This is a genomic window from Streptomyces sp. NPDC004658 (genome assembly GCF_040609555.1).
Taxonomy (GTDB): domain Bacteria; phylum Actinomycetota; class Actinomycetes; order Streptomycetales; family Streptomycetaceae; genus Streptomyces.
In genome coordinates this window covers 1-17,457 of the sequence record NZ_JBEXKG010000156.1, presented here as the reverse complement: position 1 = coordinate 17,457, position 17,457 = coordinate 1, and the positions used below count along the sequence as shown (strand labels likewise).

Annotated in this window: 15 protein-coding genes; 6 read left to right on the top strand and 9 right to left on the bottom strand. The window is 72.8% G+C overall.

The features are described from left to right. Positions 1-280: 280 nt before the first annotated feature. Positions 281-1,456 carry an acyltransferase gene (locus ABZV94_RS33850; protein ID WP_356347332.1) on the bottom strand — a complete coding sequence of 392 codons (1,176 nt, stop codon included), beginning with the start codon at positions 1,454-1,456 and terminating at the stop codon, positions 281-283. Between the two features lie 261 nt (positions 1,457-1,717). After that, a complete protein-coding gene (locus ABZV94_RS33845; protein WP_356347330.1) occupies positions 1,718-2,767 on the bottom strand; it encodes a Ku protein in 1,050 nt (349 codons plus the stop codon). Between the two features lie 109 nt (positions 2,768-2,876). Between ABZV94_RS33845 and ABZV94_RS33840 the strand changes: the two genes are divergently transcribed. Together ABZV94_RS33840 and ABZV94_RS33835 are read left to right on the top strand one after the other, a co-directional pair. Continuing rightward, positions 2,877-3,734, top strand: coding sequence for a TetR/AcrR family transcriptional regulator (locus tag ABZV94_RS33840; protein WP_356347328.1), 858 nt, complete (start codon positions 2,877-2,879; stop codon positions 3,732-3,734). An 11-nt stretch (positions 3,735-3,745) separates the two neighbouring features. Beyond that, the gene (locus ABZV94_RS33835) at positions 3,746-4,882 is read left to right on the top strand and encodes a PP2C family protein-serine/threonine phosphatase (RefSeq protein WP_356347325.1); all 1,137 of its coding nucleotides are present in this window, start codon (positions 3,746-3,748) and stop codon (positions 4,880-4,882) included. A 34-nt stretch (positions 4,883-4,916) separates the two neighbouring features. Here the strand turns inward: ABZV94_RS33835 and ABZV94_RS33830 are convergent, their stop codons facing one another. Beyond that, entirely contained in the window at positions 4,917-5,870 is a 954-nt protein-coding gene (locus ABZV94_RS33830; RefSeq protein ID WP_356347323.1) for a molybdopterin cofactor-binding domain-containing protein, read from the bottom strand. Between the two features lie 147 nt (positions 5,871-6,017). After that, entirely contained in the window at positions 6,018-6,542 is a 525-nt protein-coding gene (locus ABZV94_RS33825; protein WP_356347321.1) for a (2Fe-2S)-binding protein, read from the bottom strand. A gap of 236 nt (positions 6,543-6,778) precedes the next feature. On the opposite strand from ABZV94_RS33825, the gene ABZV94_RS33820 reads away from it, so the two are divergent. Beyond that, positions 6,779-7,159 carry a hypothetical protein gene (locus ABZV94_RS33820; RefSeq protein ID WP_356347318.1) on the top strand — a complete coding sequence of 127 codons (381 nt, stop codon included), beginning with the start codon at positions 6,779-6,781 and terminating at the stop codon, positions 7,157-7,159. 73 nt (positions 7,160-7,232) lie between these two features. Here ABZV94_RS33820 and ABZV94_RS33815 read toward each other — a convergent pair whose 3' ends face one another. Continuing rightward, positions 7,233-8,132: a hypothetical protein gene (locus ABZV94_RS33815; protein WP_356347316.1), complete on the bottom strand. Its 900-nt coding sequence runs from the start codon at positions 8,130-8,132 to the stop codon at positions 7,233-7,235. A 341-nt stretch (positions 8,133-8,473) separates the two neighbouring features. Between ABZV94_RS33815 and ABZV94_RS33810 the strand changes: the two genes are divergently transcribed. Beyond that, a complete protein-coding gene (locus tag ABZV94_RS33810; protein WP_030640662.1) occupies positions 8,474-8,911 on the top strand; it encodes a Fur family transcriptional regulator in 438 nt (145 codons plus the stop codon). Positions 8,912-8,944: 33 nt separating this feature from the next. Further along, on the top strand, positions 8,945-11,170 hold the full coding sequence (katG, locus tag ABZV94_RS33805) for a catalase/peroxidase HPI (RefSeq protein WP_356347314.1): 2,226 nt from the start codon (positions 8,945-8,947) through the stop codon (positions 11,168-11,170). 143 nt (positions 11,171-11,313) lie between these two features. On the opposite strand, the gene ABZV94_RS33800 is transcribed toward katG, so the two are convergent. Further along, positions 11,314-12,297: a serine hydrolase gene (locus ABZV94_RS33800; protein ID WP_356347311.1), complete on the bottom strand. Its 984-nt coding sequence runs from the start codon at positions 12,295-12,297 to the stop codon at positions 11,314-11,316. Beyond that, complete coding sequence (locus ABZV94_RS33795) at positions 12,294-13,271, bottom strand: LysR family transcriptional regulator (RefSeq protein WP_356347308.1); 978 nt, start codon at positions 13,269-13,271, stop codon at positions 12,294-12,296. Before ABZV94_RS33795 ends, ABZV94_RS33800 begins: the two co-directional genes overlap by 4 nt. A 141-nt stretch (positions 13,272-13,412) precedes the next feature. On the opposite strand from ABZV94_RS33795, the gene bla reads away from it, so the two are divergent. Next, positions 13,413-14,342: a class A beta-lactamase gene (gene bla / locus ABZV94_RS33790; protein WP_356347333.1), complete on the top strand. Its 930-nt coding sequence runs from the start codon at positions 13,413-13,415 to the stop codon at positions 14,340-14,342. Positions 14,343-14,387: 45 nt separating this feature from the next. Here bla and ABZV94_RS33785 read toward each other — a convergent pair whose 3' ends face one another. Beyond that, the gene (locus ABZV94_RS33785) at positions 14,388-16,406 is read right to left on the bottom strand and encodes a non-reducing end alpha-L-arabinofuranosidase family hydrolase (protein WP_356347305.1); all 2,019 of its coding nucleotides are present in this window, start codon (positions 16,404-16,406) and stop codon (positions 14,388-14,390) included. Between the two features lie 195 nt (positions 16,407-16,601). Continuing rightward, a complete protein-coding gene (locus ABZV94_RS33780) occupies positions 16,602-17,324 on the bottom strand; it encodes a hypothetical protein (RefSeq protein ID WP_356347303.1) in 723 nt (240 codons plus the stop codon). Positions 17,325-17,457: the final 133 nt, after the last annotated feature.

Genomic DNA, 17,457 nt, shown 5'->3' with positions numbered 1-17,457 from the left:
CGCGCCGCGGTGCGGAGCGTTGGGTTCCGCCACGGCGCGGACCGGCCGGCGGGCAGGGGAGAGGCGCCGCGCGGCCGTCCTCGGCCGCCGGCTCGTCCCGGACTGCTTCCCGCGCACGTCGACTCGGCTCCTTCGGTGCGTTCACGTGGTGCCGGCCCGCCGGTGTGTGCCGCCGGGCCGGTGTCCGTGAGCCGCCTACCCCGAAACCCGCGGGACTCTCCTCGCTGTTGCGGACGTCACCCGTGCGTGCGACCGGCGGTGACGGCGGGAGGTCAGTTGGTCAGTCGCGCGCCGGTGCCGGGGCCTCCCGGCGGACCGGTACCGGGTCCGGCTGCGCGGAAGGACGGCGGCGGCGCAGCAGCAGGTGCCGTGCCGGGCGCTCCACCGCCTCGTACAGCACCCAGGACAGAGCCAGCGACACGGTGAACGCCGTCGCGGTGACCGCCAGCCCCGCCAGCGCGCCGAAGTGCGGCTTCTTGCCCAGCACCTCCGTCGAGGCGCGCAGCACCAGCAGGTGGATCATGTAGAAGGCGAACGACAGCTCCCCGAGCCGTACCATCCGCCGGCGCCGCCACAGGGACGGCAGCCCGTTCAGATCGGCGACCGCCGCCGCCGGGATGAGCAGCGCGAATCCGCCGACGGTGCACACGGTGGCGGAGTAACCGGGGGTGACCTGCGGCACCAGGAAGTAGCCGATGACGGCCAGGGCGAGCGACGCCTCCAGACCGGGGCCGCGCCAGCGGCCGAGCAGCACCAGCCGCGCGGTGACCGCGCCGAGCACGAACTCGGGCAGTCGCGCGGCGGGGAACGAGTAGAGCGAGTAGGTCCACCAGTGATGGGCGTCCGCCCAGGCCAGCACCAGGACCGCCGCCACCGACAGGCCGCCCAGCGCGGCCGAGCCGCGCGCCCGGAGCCGGCGCAGCAGCAGGATCAGCAGCGGGAAGGCGGCGTAGAAGAACGCCTCGCAGGCCAGCGACCAGCTCACCGGGTTCAGCGTCTGCCACCACGGGCGCCACCAGGAGTGCAGCAGCAGCGCGTTCGCCAGCGTCTGCTTCGCCGTCGGCCGTGCCTGGTGCGTCAGCGTGTACGCCATGACGAGGGCGACGGCGAGGGTGGCCAGGTGCACCGGGAAGATCCGGGCGATGCGCCGCCGCCAGAAGGCCGGCGCCCGGTCCCGGGGGCGCGCCGACCAGGTCAGGACGAATCCGGACAGGATGAAGAAGAACGACACTCCGGTGGCGCCTGCGCCGAAGGCCCAGGTCACCAGGCGGCCACCGGTGCCGCCGAACCAGCCGAAGTTGTGCACGTGCAGTCCGAACACCAGCAGCGCGGCCATCCAGCGCAGCCCGGTGAGGGACGGCAGGGAGGGGAGCGCGGCCGGTGCGGGGGACCCGGCGGTCGCCGCGCCGGTCCGGGCGGGCGGCGTCCGGAGCGCCGGGGTCGTCGCCGTGGTCATCACATCACCTGCCGCAGGGGATTCGCGTGGGGCATGAAGGGGAACGTTGCCCGCCGACCCCCGGTCCATCACGCGGCATGCGAAACATCACACGGGTGCCGAAGGACGGACCGGGGTGGATGCCACGGACGGCGGGACCCGGTGCACCCGCACGAGTGAGCACGCCCGCCGCGGTGACGGGTGCCCTCCGCGAACCCCCTGCGGATCAGCCGGCCGGCTCCTTGTTGATCTACGACCGGACCGCCGCCGGCCTGATCCGGTTCAGGCCGCGGCGCCCTGCCGGCCCAGGGCCTCGATCAGCTGCTCGCGGTTCATCTTCGACCGGCCCGGTACGCCCGCGGCGCCCGCCCGCTCGTACAGCTCCGTCTTCGACAGGGACGCGAGATCCTCTGCCGCCCGGGCCTGCTTGGCCTGCTTGGCGCGCTTGTCCGGCGTGGCCTCCCCGGTCTGCCGGGCCGGCGTGGTCCGCTTGCCGCGAGCGGGCTGCTTCCGGCTGCCGGGCTTCGCGCAGCCGCCCTTGCCGGCCCGGGACCGGCTCTGCTCGACACTGCGGCTGAGCGCCTCCATGAGGTCGATGACGTTGGTGGCCTCCGGCGGCTCCGGTTCGCCGACGACCTCCTCGCCCTCGCGCTTGGCCTCCACCAGCCGCTTGACGCGCTCCTCGTAGGTGTCGCGGTACGCGCGGGGGTCCCAGTCGATGGAGAGGGCGTCGATCAGCTGCTCGGCCGTCCGCAGCTCCTTGCTGTCCGCCCTGGTGCGCCGCTCCGGCAGCAGGTCCACCACATCGGCGGGGTCACGCACCTCGTCGGCCCAGTGCAGGGTGTGCAGGACCAGGACGGTGGGCTGCGCGCGCAACGCGGTCAGGTACTCCTTGCCGCGCATGGTGAGCGTGGCGATCCCGGCCTTGTCCGCGCGGTCCAGCGCCGCCCGCATCAGCTCGTACACCTTCACGTACTCCTCGCCGCGCGGGCCGACGTAGTACGTGCGGTCGAAGTAGACGGGCTCCACGTCGTGGAGGTCCACGAAACCGGCCAGGTCGATCACCCGCGACCGCCCCGGCGCGATCTCCTCCAGCTCCTCCGGCTCCACGACGACGTACTCGCCCTCGTCCAGCTCGTAGCCCTTGACGATCCGGTCGGCGGCCACCTCCTTGCCGGTGCGTTCGTTGACCCGCTTGTTGCGGATCCGGTCCGACGTGCCGCGCTGAAGCTGGTGGAAGTGCACGGTGTGGTCCTCGGTGGCGGTGTACAGGCCCACGGGGAGCGTGACCAGCCCGAAGGTCAGGACACCGCTCCAGATCGGTCTCGCCACGGCTCCTCGCCTCCCGTTCCAAAGCGTCTGCCTCTCCTGCCGAATCCGGAAAACCGGCAGCATGTTCCGGTATGTACTGATTAAATACTCCCTTGGTATCGTTGATAACGTGAGCAATAGATCGCTGATCCTGGAGGCGGCGACCGAACTGCTGGAGGCCTCGCCGACCGGGGACGTGGCCACCCGCGGCGTCGCCGAGAAGGCGGGTGTGCGGCAGCCGGTCATCTACCGCGTCTTCGGCGACAAGGACGCCCTCCTGGCCGCGGTCGTCGATCACGGGTTCACGCGGTACCTGGCCGCCAAGCGGGCCGCCGAGCCGACCGCCGATCCGGTCGCGGACCTGCGGCGCGGCTGGGACCAGCACACGCAGTTCGCTCTGGAGCACCCCAACCTGTACCGCCTCATGGCCGCCCCCGGGCCGGCCTGTGTACCTCGGGCGATCGGTGAGATGCACGCGCTGCTGCACGCCACGCTGGAGCGGGTGGCACAGGCCGGGCGTCTCGCGGTCGAGCCGGACCGGGCGGCCGACATCGTGATCGCCGCGAACACCGGCGTCGCCCTCACCCTGCTGACCCGGTCCGGCGCGCGGCCCGGCACCGAGCTGTCGGCGCGGGTCAGGGACCTGGTGCTGGCCGGAATCCTGACGCCGCAGGCGCCCGAGGGCGGCCCGTGCCCGCCGGTCAGCGTGGAACGGGCCGCCACCACCCTGGCGGCACTGCTGCGTCGCTCCCCGCCGCGGTCGTTGACGCCGGCGGAGCGAGCGTTGCTGGCCGAATGGCTCACCCGGATCGTCGACGAGGGCGCCCCACCGCCTGGATCTGGCGCCGATGCGTCCGGCGCCCAGGGTTCCCGCACTGGCGGGTCCCGCACCGAGGGTTCCCGCCCCGAGGCGTCCCGCACCGGTGGACCCCGCGCCGAAGGCACCCTCACCGGCGGATCCCGCACCACGGAGCGGAGCACGACGTGACGGCTGCCACGATGAAGACATCCACCACCGAGGTCCTGTCGCTCCGGCACCGGGGATCGCCCTCACCCCACCCGCTCTGGCTGGCCGCCCCGCTGCTGCTGGTCATCGCCATCCCGACGGCCGACGCGTTCCTGCCGCCGGACATCCATCTCGCCCACCTCCTGGTCGTCGCCACCGCGTTCACCGCCATGGCCTACGGCCCGATGGCCACCGCACTGGTCGGCGCGCTCTCCGTCCTCGCGCTGATCACCGCCGGGACGGAGCGGGGAACCCTCGTCACCGAGAGCGTGCTGGTCGAGCTGTGCACGCTCGCGGCGCTCTGCGCGCTGCTGGTCGTCTTCACCCACCTACGGGACCGGCGCGGGCGGGAACTGCTCAGGGCGCGTGCCGTCTCCGACACCGCCCAACGCGTCGTCCTGCGTCCGCTCCCCCCGCGCGCCGGGCCGCTGTCCCTCGCCGGCGAGTACCACAGCGCCGAGGCCGACACCTACATCGGCGGCGACCTCTACGCGGCGGCCCGGACCGCCCGCTCCACCCGCCTGGTCATCGGGGACGTCCGCGGCAAGGGACTCGCCTCCATCAGCGACACCGCCATCGTGCTGGGCGCCTTCCGTGCCGCCGCGCACCGGCCCATCCCGCTGCCGGAACTCGTCGCCTACGTGGAGGACGCCGTCCACTGGGGCCTCAACGAGTTCTCGGAAGTCGATCCGGACGTCGCGGAGCGCTTCGTGACCGCCGTCATGCTCGACATCCCGGACGACCAGCCGGTGGTGCACATGATCAGCTGCGGGCACCCGCCGCCCCTGCTGCTGGGCCGGTCGTCCGGGACGGCCACCGCGCTCCACGTCTGCGACCCGGCTCCGCCGCTCGGTCTGGGTGCCCTGTCCGACACCACCTACACGGCCGCGACCTTCCCCTTCCACGACGGGGACCGGATCCTGCTGTACACCGACGGGGTCACCGAGACCCGCGACAGCGACGGCACGTTCTACCCGCTCGCCGAACGCGTGGCGAAGCTGTCCGACCTCGACCCGGGTCCCCTCCTGCGCGAGATCGTCGCCGACCTGCGCGACCACGCGGGCGGACTGGTCCAGGACGACATGGCCATGATGGTCGTCCAACGCGACGGGGCGCCCGCCGCCGGCTGACGGACGCGGTCGCGCGGCCCGGCCGGGCCGGATGTCACAGCAGGTCTTCGACGGTGATCGGGATCCGCCGCACCCGGCGGCCGGTCGCGTGGTGGACGGCGTTCGCGATGGCGGCCGCGGCGCCGACCTGCCCGATCTCCCCGACGCCCTTGACCCCCAGCGGGTTGACCACGGCGTCGTCGACCTCGACCAGCTCCACGTCGACGTCGGGGGCGTCCGCGTTGACGGCGACCAGGTACTCGCCCAGGCTCGCGTTGGCCCAGTGCCCGGTGCGCGGGTGCATGTGGTTGGCCTCCAGCGGCGCCTGGCCCAGGCCCCAGAGCATGCCGCCCATCAGCTGGCTCCGGGCCGTCTTGGGATTGAGCACCCGGCCGGGAGCGAAGGCCCCGGTCATGCGCCGCACCCGGACCAGGCCCAGCTCCGGGTCGACGGCCACCTCGGCGAACTGCGCCCCGAACGTCATCATCGCGAACTCGTCGCCCCGGCCCGGCGGGCTCCATGTGCCGAGCGCCTCGGCGTCGGGCTGGAAGGTGCGCCGGAGCAGGCCGGCGTACGACTCGGAGGCCGTCCCGGCGGTCATCACGCCGTCCCGGACCACCACGTCGCGCGGGTCGGCACCGTGCAGCGGGGAGCCGGCGTCGGCGACGGCTCGGCGGACGAGCTGGTCGCGCAGGGCGGTCCCGGCACTGTGCACGGCGGCGCTGATCATGCCCGCGCCCGCGGAGCCCACCGCTGCCGCGATGGTGGGCAGGTCCGTGTCGCCGTTCTCGAACCGGCAGCGGTCCACGCGCAGGCCGAGGGCGTCGGCGGCGACCTGGGTCATGACCGTGGCGACCCCTGTGCCGAAGTCGGGGGTGGCTGCCTGGACGACCGCGGTGCCGTCGGCGTAGACGCGGGCCCGCGCGCGCTGCGGGCACCCGGGCGGGGCGACCGGATAGCCGGCGCTGGCCATGTCCGTACCCAGCAGCCAGTTCCCCTCGCGCCGCACACCGGGCCGGGGGTCGCGGCCCGCCCAGCCGAAGTCTCGGTGGTGCCGCCGGCGAGGTAGTCGCTGGTGGGGTCGGCGCTGACGGCGGCGACCGCGGTCGCGGGGTCGGTGACCCGGGAGTAGGCGATCGGCTGCACGGCAGGGCTCCTAGGTACCGTCGCGGACGGCGCGGATCGCGGCCCGGATGTGCGGATAGGCGGCGCAGCGGCAGATGTTGCCGCTCATCCCCTCCTTGATCCGGGCGTCGTCGCCAGCGTGGCCCTCCTTGAGCAGTGCCACCGCCGACATGATCTGGCCCGGCGTGCAGTAGCCGCACCGGAACGCGTGCTCGGTGATGAACGCCTGCTGCATGGCGTGCAGTTCGTCACCCTCCGCGAGCCCCTCGATGGTGGTGACCTCACGCCCCTCGCACGTCAGGGCGAGCGTCAGACACGCCAGTACGCGCGTGCCGTCCACCCAGACGGTGCAGGCACCGCAGGTTCCCTGGTCACAGCCCTTCTTGGCGCCGGTGAGGTGAAGATGCTCGCGCAGGGCGTCGAGCAGGCTGACGCGGGGCTCGATCTCCAGGGAACGCTCCACGCCGTTCACCGACAGGGTGACCCCGACCGGGCCCGGGCCCCGCTCCGCGAGCGTCTGCCCACGTTGGGTGAGGGATGGACCGCGTACAGACATGGGTCACCTCCAACGGAAGGGCGTTCTCATTCTGTACCGCCTGAAATGGGCCGCAACCGTACGAACCCGGGCCCCGCAAAGGGGTAGAGCCACTACCCCCTTCGGCGCTTGCCCCTGCCTTCCGGCCGACGCACGGTTGAAACGGAAATAAGTGAAAAAAGGACCGGCGGTCTGACGATCCCTCACGCTCCCATCCTTCTGACAATCCATCAGATACCCTGCACGGGAGACTAGTTATGCGTTCTGTCAAGTGGCCTCTCGCCGCCGTCGCGGGTCTCGCCCTCGCGCTGGGCGGTGCCGCCGCGTCGGCCTCCGCCGCTCCGGCCTCCCCGGCGGCAGCCCACTACACCGTCGATGACCACGGTGGCCATGGCGGCTACGGCGGCTACGGCGGCTACGGCGGCTACGGACGAGGCTATGACAACGTCCGGTACGACGACGATGACTACGGCTGGTACGGCGGCCACGGCTACGGCGGCTATGACCACGGCGGATACGGGCACGGTGGCTACGGCCACGACGGATCCGGCCACGGAGGTCATGGCGGTTACGGAGGCGGCCACGGCGGTGGCGGCCATGGTGGTGGCGGCCATGGCGGAGGTGGTCACGGCCGATAGTTCCGTCACCAGGGGGCCGGCACCGGGCCGGCCCCCTTCGGCGTGCCGGTGGCCACGGGCCAGCTGGCTGCCGTCAGCGGCGAGACCCCGTACCCGCAGCCGGGCGTTGCGGTCGCGCGGTGGCCTTCTCGGCCCGGTGCCGGGCCTTCCGGAGTGCGCGGTCGGCCTGTCGCTCGCGGTCTCGCGCGTTCCGCTGCGCGGTTCGGGCCCGCTGTTGTTCCTCCGCGGCGTCCCGCAGCCGCTGCCGCAGCTCGCGGACCCGTGCCTCCGCGTCGTTCAGCCGCGCGCCGGCCTCCTCCGCCGCGCGCGCGGCGGCGCCGGCCTCCTCCTCGCGTGCGCGCAGCTCCCGCTCGGCCTCGCGGGCCTCGGCCAGGCGTCTGCGCTCTTCCTCGTCCTCCCGGGCCTTGTCCTTCCGGACCTTGCCCCCCGGCCCGCCCTCGCCCCGGGCGGGCTTCTCGGGTGCGGGAGGGGGCCGGCGTCCGAGCAGGGCCTCGTCGGCCGTCGGGAACCCGGCCATCGAGCTCAGCGGCTTCACCAGCCGGCCCGTCGCCCACTCCCGGCCGGCGTCCGGATCGGCGAGGGCGGCGTGCAGGGTCCCCTCGACCTCGCGCTGGACGCCCTCGCCGACCGGATGCCCCGCCTGCGCGGCCAGCTGCCGGGCCTGCCGTCCCAGTGCGCCGATCACCTCGTTCTGCCGACGGCCCAGCCTGCGCAGCTGCGGCCCGTCCAGCTCGCGGTGCGCGCGGCGCAGCTCCTCGCCGAGGCCGAGCAGCGTCCGCACCTCTTCCGGCTGCCGGCGCACCAGCAGGTTGCTGACCCAGGCGGCCAGGCTCGGTCGCCGCAACCCGCCGATCTCCTTGGCGAGGGCCTGGTCACCGGCTTCGCGGGCGTCCCGGGCACGGCGGTCGCGGGCGGCCACGAACTCCTCCGGCCGCAGCCCGTACAGCTCGTCGGCGACAGCGTCCAGGTCCATGAGCGTCCCTCTCGACGGCCACCTCCATGACCGTCTCCGAGTTTCTCACCCGGGGGTGCCGTGGACTCCGTGGCCTCGTGTGCCGTGAAGTGCGGGTCACCGGTTCGGGGGACTGCCCGGCTCGCCGCGCGGATCGGGCCCGTCCGGGGCATCATGATGCGGGCACGCCCGGGACCGGCTTCCGGCCGGGCCCGCAAGGCGTGTGCGGGAGCAAGCGCCCGGCGTGGGGTGGCACGGGTGGGGAGGTGGGCGCGGAGGTGGACGCGAGGCGACGACACACGGCCAAAATTGCATCCTTCGTTTTCTTGAATCCCTCGTGTTTATGAGGATAGGTTCGCCGCATGACCGCCTCCCCGACCCCGACCACCGCCGAGGAGCTCCGCGGTGCCGGCCTGCGCGTGACGGCAGCCCGCGTCGCGCTGCTGGAGACCGTCCGGGACGGCGACCACCTCGGCGTCGAGGCGATCGCCTCCGGAGTCCGCGATCGCGTAGGCCACATCTCCCTGCAAGCCGTCTACGAGGCCCTTCACGCGCTGACCGCGGCGGGTCTCGTGCGCCGTATCGAGCCGGCCGGCCACCCGGCCCGGTACGAGGGGCGTGTGGGCGACAACCACCACCACATCGTGTGCCGGTCCTGCGGCGCGGTCGCCGACGTCGACTGTGCCGTCGGCGACGCGCCCTGCCTGACCGCCGCCGACGACCACGGCTTCGCCATCGACGAGGCCGAGGTCGTGTACTGGGGCCTGTGCCCCGACTGTTCCACCGGCCGCAGTTCCTGAGCACCGAGTTCCGCACAGTTCGGAAGGATTGCCATGACTGAGAACCACGACGCGATCGTCACAGACGCGAAGTCGGAGGAGGGGAGCGGCGGTTGCCCCGTCGCCCATGACCGGGCCCTGTACCCGGCCCAGGGTGGTGGCAACCGCCAGTGGTGGCCGGAGCGGCTCAACCTGAAGATCCTTGCGAAGAACCCGGCCGTCGCCAACCCGCTCGACGAGGACTTCGACTACGCCGAGGCCTTCAAGTCGCTCGACCTCGCGGCCGTGAAACGTGACATCGCCGAGGTGCTCACGACGTCGCAGGACTGGTGGCCCGCCGACTTCGGCAACTACGGCCCGCTGATGATCCGCATGGCCTGGCACAGCGCGGGCACCTACCGCATCAGCGACGGCCGTGGTGGCGCCGGAGCCGGCCAGCAGCGCTTCGCCCCGCTCAACAGCTGGCCGGACAACGGCAACCTCGACAAGGCCCGCCGTCTGCTGTGGCCGGTCAAGAAGAAGTACGGCCAGAGCATCTCCTGGGCCGACCTGCTGATCCTCACCGGCAATGTCGCCCTGGAGACCATGGGCTTCAAGACCTTCGGCTTCGGCGGCGGCCGTGCGGACGTCTGGGAGGCGGAGGAGGACGTCTACTGGGGTCCCGAGACCACCTGGCTGGACGACAAGCGCTACACCGGCGACCGCGAGCTGGAGAACCCGCTCGCCGCCGTGCAGATGGGCCTGATCTACGTCAACCCCGAGGGCCCGAACGGCAACCCGGACCCGATCGCCGCGGCCCGCGACATCCGTGAGACGTTCCGCCGCATGGCGATGAACGACGAGGAGACCGTCGCCCTGATCGCCGGCGGCCACACCTTCGGCAAGACCCACGGCGCCGGCCCCGCCGACAACGTCGGCCCCGACCCCGAGGCCGCCTCGCTGGAGGACCAGGGCCTGGGCTGGAAGAGCACCTACGGCACCGGCAAGGGCGGGGACGCCATCACCTCCGGCCTGGAGGTCGCCTGGACCAGCACCCCGACCCAGTGGAGCAACGGGTTCTTCAAGAACCTGTTCGAGTTCGAGTACGAGCTGGAGCAGAGCCCGGCCGGCGCCCACCAGTGGGTGGCCAAGGACGCCCCCGAGATCATCCCGGACGCGCACGACCCGTCGAAGAAGCACCGCCCGCGGATGCTGACCACCGACCTGGCGCTGCGCTTCGACCCGATCTACGAGCCGATCTCCCGCCGGTTCTACGAGAACCCGGAGGAGTTCGCGGACGCCTTCGCCCGCGCCTGGTACAAGCTCACCCACCGCGACATGGGCCCGAAGTCGCTGTACCTCGGCCCGGAGGTCCCGGAGGAGACGCTGCTGTGGCAGGACCCGCTGCCGGAGCGCGAGGGCGAGCTGATCGACGACGCGGACATCGCCACCCTGAAGACCAAGCTGCTCGAATCGGGCCTGTCCGTGTCCGAGCTGGTCACCACCGCCTGGGCGTCCGCCTCGACGTTCCGCGCCAGCGACAAGCGCGGCGGCGCCAACGGCGCCCGCATCCGCCTCGCCCCGCAGCGCGGCTGGGAGGTCAACGACCCCGACCAGCTGGCGCAGGTGCTGCGCACCCTGGAGAACGTCCAGCAGGAGTTCAACGCCTCCTCCGGCGCCAAGAAGGTCTCCCTCGCCGACCTCATCGTCCTCGGCGGTGCCGCCGGCGTGGAGAAGGCCGCCAAGGAAGCCGGCTACGAGATCCAGGTGCCCTTCACCCCGGGCCGCGTCGACGCGACCGAGGAGCACACCGACGCCGAGTCCTTCGAGGCGCTGGAGCCGACCGCGGACGGCTTCCGCAACTACCTCGGCAAGGGCAACCGCCTGCCGGCCGAGTACCTGCTGCTCGACAAGGCGAACCTGCTGGGCCTGAGCGCCCCGGAGATGACCGTCCTCGTCGGCGGCCTGCGCGTCCTCGGCGCCAACCACCAGCAGTCGCAGCTCGGCGTCCTCACCACGACGCCCGGCGTCCTCACCAACGACTTCTTCGTCAACCTGCTCGACATGGGTACGACGTGGAAGGCGACCTCCGAGGACCAGACCACGTTCGAGGGCCGCGACGCCGCCACCGGCGAGGTGAAGTGGGCCGGCAGCCGCGCCGACCTCGTCTTCGGCTCCAACTCCGAGCTGCGCGCCCTCGCCGAGGTCTACGCCAGCGACGACGCGAAGGAGAAGTTCGTCAAGGACTTCGTCGCCGCCTGGAACAAGGTCATGAACGCGGACCGCTTCGACCTGGTCTGACCGACCGGTTCCACCCCGCCCGACCCGTCGGGCGGCACGTCCGGGTCCGCCCCGCAGGGCGGGCCCGGACGTCGGCGTACGACGGCCGGCCCGCGCGGTGCGCGCTGTGGCCCCCCCCGTTCCGCTGGACGCGGGACAGCCGCCTACGAGCGCAACGCTTCGAACGCCTCCCGTCCCGCCACCCCGATCGCGAGGTCGATGTCCGGAGCGAGTCCGGCCCGCCGCCCCGCCCGGGTCAGCGCGGCGATCGCCACCCGCTCCCCGGACTCCGCCTCCACGACGCCGATCTCGTGCCTCAGGTGCAGGAACGTGCCCGTCTTCCCGCTCCACCGCAGTGTGTCCGTCCGCAACTCGCTCGCCAGCCGCTGCGTGAACACCTGGAGCCCCATCAGCCGCCGCAGCTCCGCCGCCGCACCGGGACCGGCGATCCCGTCGCCCCACACGCGTTCCAGCAGGCCGACGAGCGCCGCCGCCGAGCCGGTGTTGGCATGAGCCGGGTCCAGGGTCTCGATGGTGTGCCGGCCCGCCGCCTCGTCCCGGACGGCCAGCTCCAGGGCGAGGGAGAAGTCGTTGCCGGCGGCACCTGCGGCGCACTCGTACAGGTGGTTCATCCGGTGCCGCATCCGGATACCGTCGCAGCCCCAGGCGCGCAGCCGCGCGTCGACGTCCGCCACCGGCACCAGGTCGAGCAGCGCGTCCGCGGCGGCGTTGTCGCTCACCGACAGCATGAGCGTGAGGAGGTCGCCGACGGCCACGGTGGCCGGGTACCGGAAGGCGGCGAGCCCGGTGGGACCGACGCTGCTGGTGCCGGGGTCCACCGTGACCGGGTGCGCCGGATCGAGGTCCCCGTGCGCGATCCGGTCCAGCACGACCAGGGCGAGCGGGACCTTCACCACCGACGCCAGGGGGACCGGCTCCTCGATGTCGAAGCCGAGTTCCTCGCCGGTGCCGAGGCGACGGGCGAGGAAGCAGCCCCGGACACCGAGCGCGGCCCAGTCCGCGGCGACGGCCTCGGCGACGTCGAGAAGGGCGCTGTCGCCACCGACGTACACCGGCCGGTGCACGGCGCCCGTACCGACCGGTGAGCGGCTCGTGGTGTTCCTCGCCGAGCCCCCTGCCCCGCTCATCCGCGAGCCGCCAGCCGCGCGCGACCGTCCTCGCCACCGGACATCGGCCCCGCATCCCCACGCCGGACGGGCACCGCGCCCACGGCGGACGCGAGCAGCGCGGCCAGCCAGCCCGGTACGGCTCCCGTACCGTCGCGGCCCGGGGCGGCGCTCACGTCGTACCCCCGGTGCAGGGCGTGGTCGGCCAGCGGCCTCCAAGGGGCCCCGTGCCGGCGCGCGAACGGTTCGGCGCACAGCAGCAGCGCGTTCCCGGCCAGTGTCTCGGCGAGCGCGGTGGCCGCCGGCCCGGCCGGCCGTATCCGGCTCTCGGGCAGTCCGGCGCGCGCGACCGCCCGCAGCAACCGGTCCTCGAAGTACGGCACTTGGTCCTCCACCAGCAGCAGGAGCGGCGCCGGGACGGTAGCCGGGGCGGTGCGACCGCGGCGCGGCCGTAGCTCGTCGAGGTGGACGGCGCGCCCCGACCCCCCGCTCCCGCAGTCCTCCGGCCCCGGCGCGGACGCCAGCCCCAACGGCACCCGCAGCGGGGCCCCTTCGGGAGCGGCCCGCACCAGCGCGTATCCGAGCGAGCCGTCGGCCAGCCCGGAAGCCCGCTCCAGGGGCGGCAGTTCCCGCATGCCGAGGGTGATCCCCTGCTCGGTGCCGGCGCGGATGGCCCGCGCCAGCGCGGCCGGGGCGCAGTCCGCGGGCACTCCGACGGCGCACACCCGGGACCGCCGGGCCGAGCGGGCGACCTGCCGCAGTCGCTGGGCCCGGTCCAGCACGTCCCGGGCGTACGGGAGCAGCAGCACCCCCAGCTCGGTGGTCGCGATCTGCCGCCGGGACCGGTCGAACAGCGAGCCGCCGACGTGCTCCTCGAGCGTCTTGATACGGCGGCTGAGCAGAGGCTGGGCGATTCCGAGCCGGTCGGCCGCCCGGGAGAAGCTCGCCTCGTCGGCCGTCGCCACATACGCCTCCAGGTGTGCCAGGAGATCCATCCTGCACTCATATCAATGCGGTATGGGATCTTCAAAGTTCTCTCTTGGACATGAGTGGGTCGCCGCTGTTTCGCTGTCCCCGTCCCGATGACCTACGGCGATGACCGGCCCCACGACGCGCCGGTCCGGGAGGACTTCGCCATGACCGACCTCGACCGCCCCACCCGGCTGCCGCGCCGCCGCCTGATCAAGGCCGGCCTCGCGCTCACCGGCGTCGCCGCGGCCACCACCGCGCTCGCCGCCCCCGCCGCCTCCGCGGCCCCGGACGCCGGACCACGCGCCGCACAGGGGGAGCTGGCCGAGTTGGAGCGGCGCCACGGCGCCCGGCTCGGCGTGTACGCGCGCAACGTCCGTACCGGGCGGACCGTGTCCCACCGGGCGGGGGAGCGGTTCGCGATGTGCTCCACGTTCAAGGCGTTCGCCGCGGCGGCGGTCCTGCGCGACCGGTCCGGCTGCGCGCCGCTGGACCGGGTGGTGCACTACCCACCGCACGACCTGCTGCCCAACTCGCCGCGCACGCAGGAGAACCAGGCGACCGGCATGACCGTGGCCGACCTGTGTGCGGCGGCGATCCAGTACAGCGACAACGCGGCCGGCAACCTGCTGCTCCGGGAGCTGGGCGGTCCGGCCGGCCTCACCCGTTTCCTGCGGTCGCTCGGCGACGGGGTGAGCCGGCTCGACCGGTGGGAGCCGGAACTGAACACCGCGGTCCCCGGGGACCCGCGCGACACGACCACCCCGGCGGCGATCGCCGCGAGCCTGGAGCGCGTCGCCCTGGGCCGGGCACTGGCCCGCGCCGAGCGTGAGCGGTTCGTCGGCTGGCTGAAGGGCAACACGACCAGTACGGCACGGTTCCGCGAGGGGCTGCCGAAGGAGTGGGTCGTGGCGGACAAGACCGGTACCGGCGACTACGCGTCCGCCCACGACATCGGCGTGGCCTGGACGACCCGGCGGACCCCGCTCGTGCTGGCCGTCCTGTCCAGCAAGAACACCCCGGACGCTCCGGTGGACGAGGCGCTGATCGCCGAGGCGGCCGCCGTCGTGGCCCGCACCCTCGCCCCCGGCGAGTGACCGGGGGAACGCGGGAGGCCGCCGGCGGCCTCCCGCCTCCGTCTGTCAGCAGGTGGAGTTGGTCTGGGTGAGCAGCCCGAGCCGCCACGGCAGACTGTTGTAGTCACCGCTCGCGTTCGGGTTCAGGCCCTGGTACAGGTACTGCAGCTTGCACGCGGGGATCGTGAGCGTCTGGTCGTACCCGGCGCGGATCATCTCGCCGTGGCTGATGTCCTTCGTCCAGGCGCCCGACGGGAAGGACACGTTGCTCGCCCGCGCGAACGGGTTGCTCTCGGACGCGGCCAGCGGGCTCCAGCTGCCGGCCAGGCTGCCGAAGGTCCAGGAACGGAAGTACCGCCGCCCGTCGGAGCCGATGGCCTCCACGAGCAGCAGGTACTGGTTGCTGCCCTGCACCTTGTAGACGTTGCTCGCCTCGAACAGGGCGTACTTGTCGGAGTCCTGGGCGGCGATCACGGTGTTGGTGAACCCGTTCGGGAACTGGCCGACCGTGGTCTGCGAACGGTAGAGGTGCCCGTTGTCGTCGGAGGAGAACAGGTAGCAGTTGGCGCTGTCGCAGATCACCCACATGTCGACCCAGTAGCCGCTGCCGATGTTCTGCTTGATGATGTCCGGCATGGACGAGTAGAAGTTGCGCGGCGCGCTCCAGCCGTTCGGGTTGCTGATGTCGGGGTTGGTGGAGTACGACGCGTTGCCCGTCTGGTAGACGAGGTACCAGAGCTTCTGCGGCGCGTAGTAGAACACCTGGGGCGCCGCCCGGTACCCGCTGCCGATGGCCGTACGGTCCAGGTAGTGGTGCGTGGCCGAACCCGCCTGCGACCAGTCGCTGAAGCTCAGGTACACGAGGTTGTAGCCGGAGGCGCTGGCGACGCTGGCGAACACGTGGTACTTGCCGTTGTAGTAGACGACGGACGGGTCCTTGATCCCGGCGATGTTGTGCGTGGCGTCCGGCTTCGGCGAGATCAGCGCGCCGCTGGACGACCAGCTGAAGCGCGCGGGCAGCGCGGCGGCGGACGCGGGGGTGGTGGCCGCACGGGTGGTGGCCGCCGTACCGCCGAGCGCGGTCAGCACCGCGCCGTACGCCGCCTTCTTGTTCCCCGCGCCGTCGAACAGCAGGGGGTTCTCGCCGCTGCGCCAGGAGTCGCTGTCGCGGATGCCCCACACGGTGATGCCGGCGCAGCGCGCGACGCTCCCGCACGCCTTGACCGTGTCGGCGTACGCGGTCGCCGGTGCCTGCGCGATGTCCAGCTCGGTGATCTGCACGTCGACGCCCAGGGCGGCGAAGTTCGCCAGGGTCGTCCGGAAGCTCGCGGGCGGCCCGGACGAGCCGAAGTGGCTCTGGAAGCCGACGCAGTCGATCGGCACGCCACGGGAGGTGAAGTCGCGCACCATCCGGTAGACGGCCTGGGTCTTGGCGTCCGACCAGTTCTCGATGTTGTAGTCGTTGTAGCAGAGCTTGGCCGAGGGGTCGGCCGAGCGCGCGGTGCGGAAGGCGTCCTCGATGTAGCCGTCGCCGAGGACGTTCTGGAAGACGGAGGCGCGGCGCGCCCCGCTCCCGCCGTCGGCGAACGCCTCGTTGACCACGTCCCAGGCGTAGATCTTGCCCTTGAAGTGGGACAATTCGGTGGTGATGTGGTTGCGCACGACGCTGCGCAGGGTGGTGGCGTCCGTGATCGCGCCGACCCAGCCGGGCAGTTGGGAGTGCCAGACGAGGGTGTGGCCGCGGACGCGCTGCCCGCGTGCGGTGGCGTGGCCGACGATCCGGTCGGCTGCCGTGAAGGTGAAGGAGCCCCGGGAGCGCTCCGTGGCGTCCCACTTCATCTCGTTCTCGGGCGTGACCGCCGTGAACTCACGGTCCAGGAGCGCGCTGTACGTGCCGTCGCCGAGCTTTCCGGCGGCGACCGCGGTGCCGAAGTACCGCCCGGACTGGGCGGCCTGGGCGCCCAGGGTGCTGGCCTGGACCGGTGCGGGCTGTGCGCCGGCCGTTCCGGCCACCGCGAGGGTGGCGGCGACGAACGCGCCTAAGAGGGAGGCCAGGCGTCGGCCGGGCCGTGGGGGACACTTCATGACTCTCCTCGTACGGTCGATCGTTGCGGGCGCCACGGAATTGGCATGGGCATGACATACCAGGGGAGCGGAAACCGCTGTTTGACGGGCCGAACAACGGTCGGTGCCCCGGATGCACTGGATGATAGGAGGGGGTGCCGGGCCGTCAATACCCCTCGCATCATTCGATGCTGGCTGCGAATATTTCGAAGCGGTTCAGCCGACCGGATCACCGGCGGACACCGGGTGGACCTCCAGGTCCGCCGTGGCCAGCAGGTCGCCGATCAGCCGCGGCGAACCGCCGACGTACGTGCTGACCAGATCCACGTCCCCGCCCACGATCCAGGCGCGGTCCCGGGGCCACCACAGGTCGGGAAGCTCGGCGAACTCGTCCAGGGTCACCGGGGAGACGACGTCGGCCAGCCGGCCGGCCAGGAGGACCTCGTACCGGCCCGGCGTCTCGAACACCGGGAAGCGGCCCCAGTCCCAGCGGCCGTACCCGCTCCACAGACCGAACCAGCACCGGTCGGGGGTCCCTGTGTGCCGGGCGAGGACGGGCAGCAGCGCCCGCGCCACATCGGGCGGTGTCGGCCCCTCCCCGGGCGGCTCGTCCCAGACGCCGGGCAGACCGTGCTCGAAGCGGTGGACGTGGTCCTCGTCCGCCCCGATGACCTCGTGCCAGCGGGAGACCGGCGTGACGCGCGTGCCGTGGGCGGCGGCCACCGTCGACCAGGCCACCGGCCGCTCGTCCAGCCGGGCCGGGTGCAGGATCCGCGCGTAGGCGGCGAAGCCCGGTGCGGCGACTCCCGCCACCGTTGCGAGCGAGCCCTGTCCCGGTCCGGTCAGCCAGCCGGCGGGGGAGAGGTCGCCGGTCCGCACCCTCAGCCGGCCGTACCACTGCGGAGCGGGCTCCTGGTCGACCAGGCGGTAGTCGTTCACCCCCACAGTGTGCCGTGCCACGCCGGGAGCGGCCGACCGGGGCGGAGTCGATCCACGCCTCGTCCAGGGACAGCAACCACCATGCTGCGGTGCAGATCACTGCGGTGGTGAGGGCCAGGACGTCCAGCAGCAG

Bases quoted from the DNA above. Each gene is read 5' to 3' on its own strand.
- ABZV94_RS33815 (WP_356347316.1), bottom strand. From the start codon at position 8,132: ATGGACCTGGACGCTGTCGCCGACGAGCTGTACGGGCTGCGGCCGGAG.
- ABZV94_RS33850 (WP_356347332.1), bottom strand. From the start codon at position 1,456: ATGACCACGGCGACGACCCCGGCGCTCCGGACGCCGCCCGCCCGGACC.
- ABZV94_RS33810 (WP_030640662.1), top strand. From the start codon at position 8,474: ATGACCGCCTCCCCGACCCCGACCACCGCCGAGGAGCTCCGCGGTGCC.
- ABZV94_RS33795 (WP_356347308.1), bottom strand. From the start codon at position 13,271: ATGGATCTCCTGGCACACCTGGAGGCGTATGTGGCGACGGCCGACGAG.
- ABZV94_RS33785 (WP_356347305.1), bottom strand. From the start codon at position 16,406: ATGAAGTGTCCCCCACGGCCCGGCCGACGCCTGGCCTCCCTCTTAGGC.
- ABZV94_RS33820 (WP_356347318.1), top strand. From the start codon at position 6,779: ATGCGTTCTGTCAAGTGGCCTCTCGCCGCCGTCGCGGGTCTCGCCCTC.
- ABZV94_RS33825 (WP_356347321.1), bottom strand. From the start codon at position 6,542: ATGTCTGTACGCGGTCCATCCCTCACCCAACGTGGGCAGACGCTCGCG.
- ABZV94_RS33835 (WP_356347325.1), top strand. From the start codon at position 3,746: ATGAAGACATCCACCACCGAGGTCCTGTCGCTCCGGCACCGGGGATCG.
- bla (WP_356347333.1), top strand. From the start codon at position 13,413: ATGACCGACCTCGACCGCCCCACCCGGCTGCCGCGCCGCCGCCTGATC.
- ABZV94_RS33800 (WP_356347311.1), bottom strand. From the start codon at position 12,297: ATGAGCGGGGCAGGGGGCTCGGCGAGGAACACCACGAGCCGCTCACCG.
- katG (WP_356347314.1), top strand. From the start codon at position 8,945: ATGACTGAGAACCACGACGCGATCGTCACAGACGCGAAGTCGGAGGAG.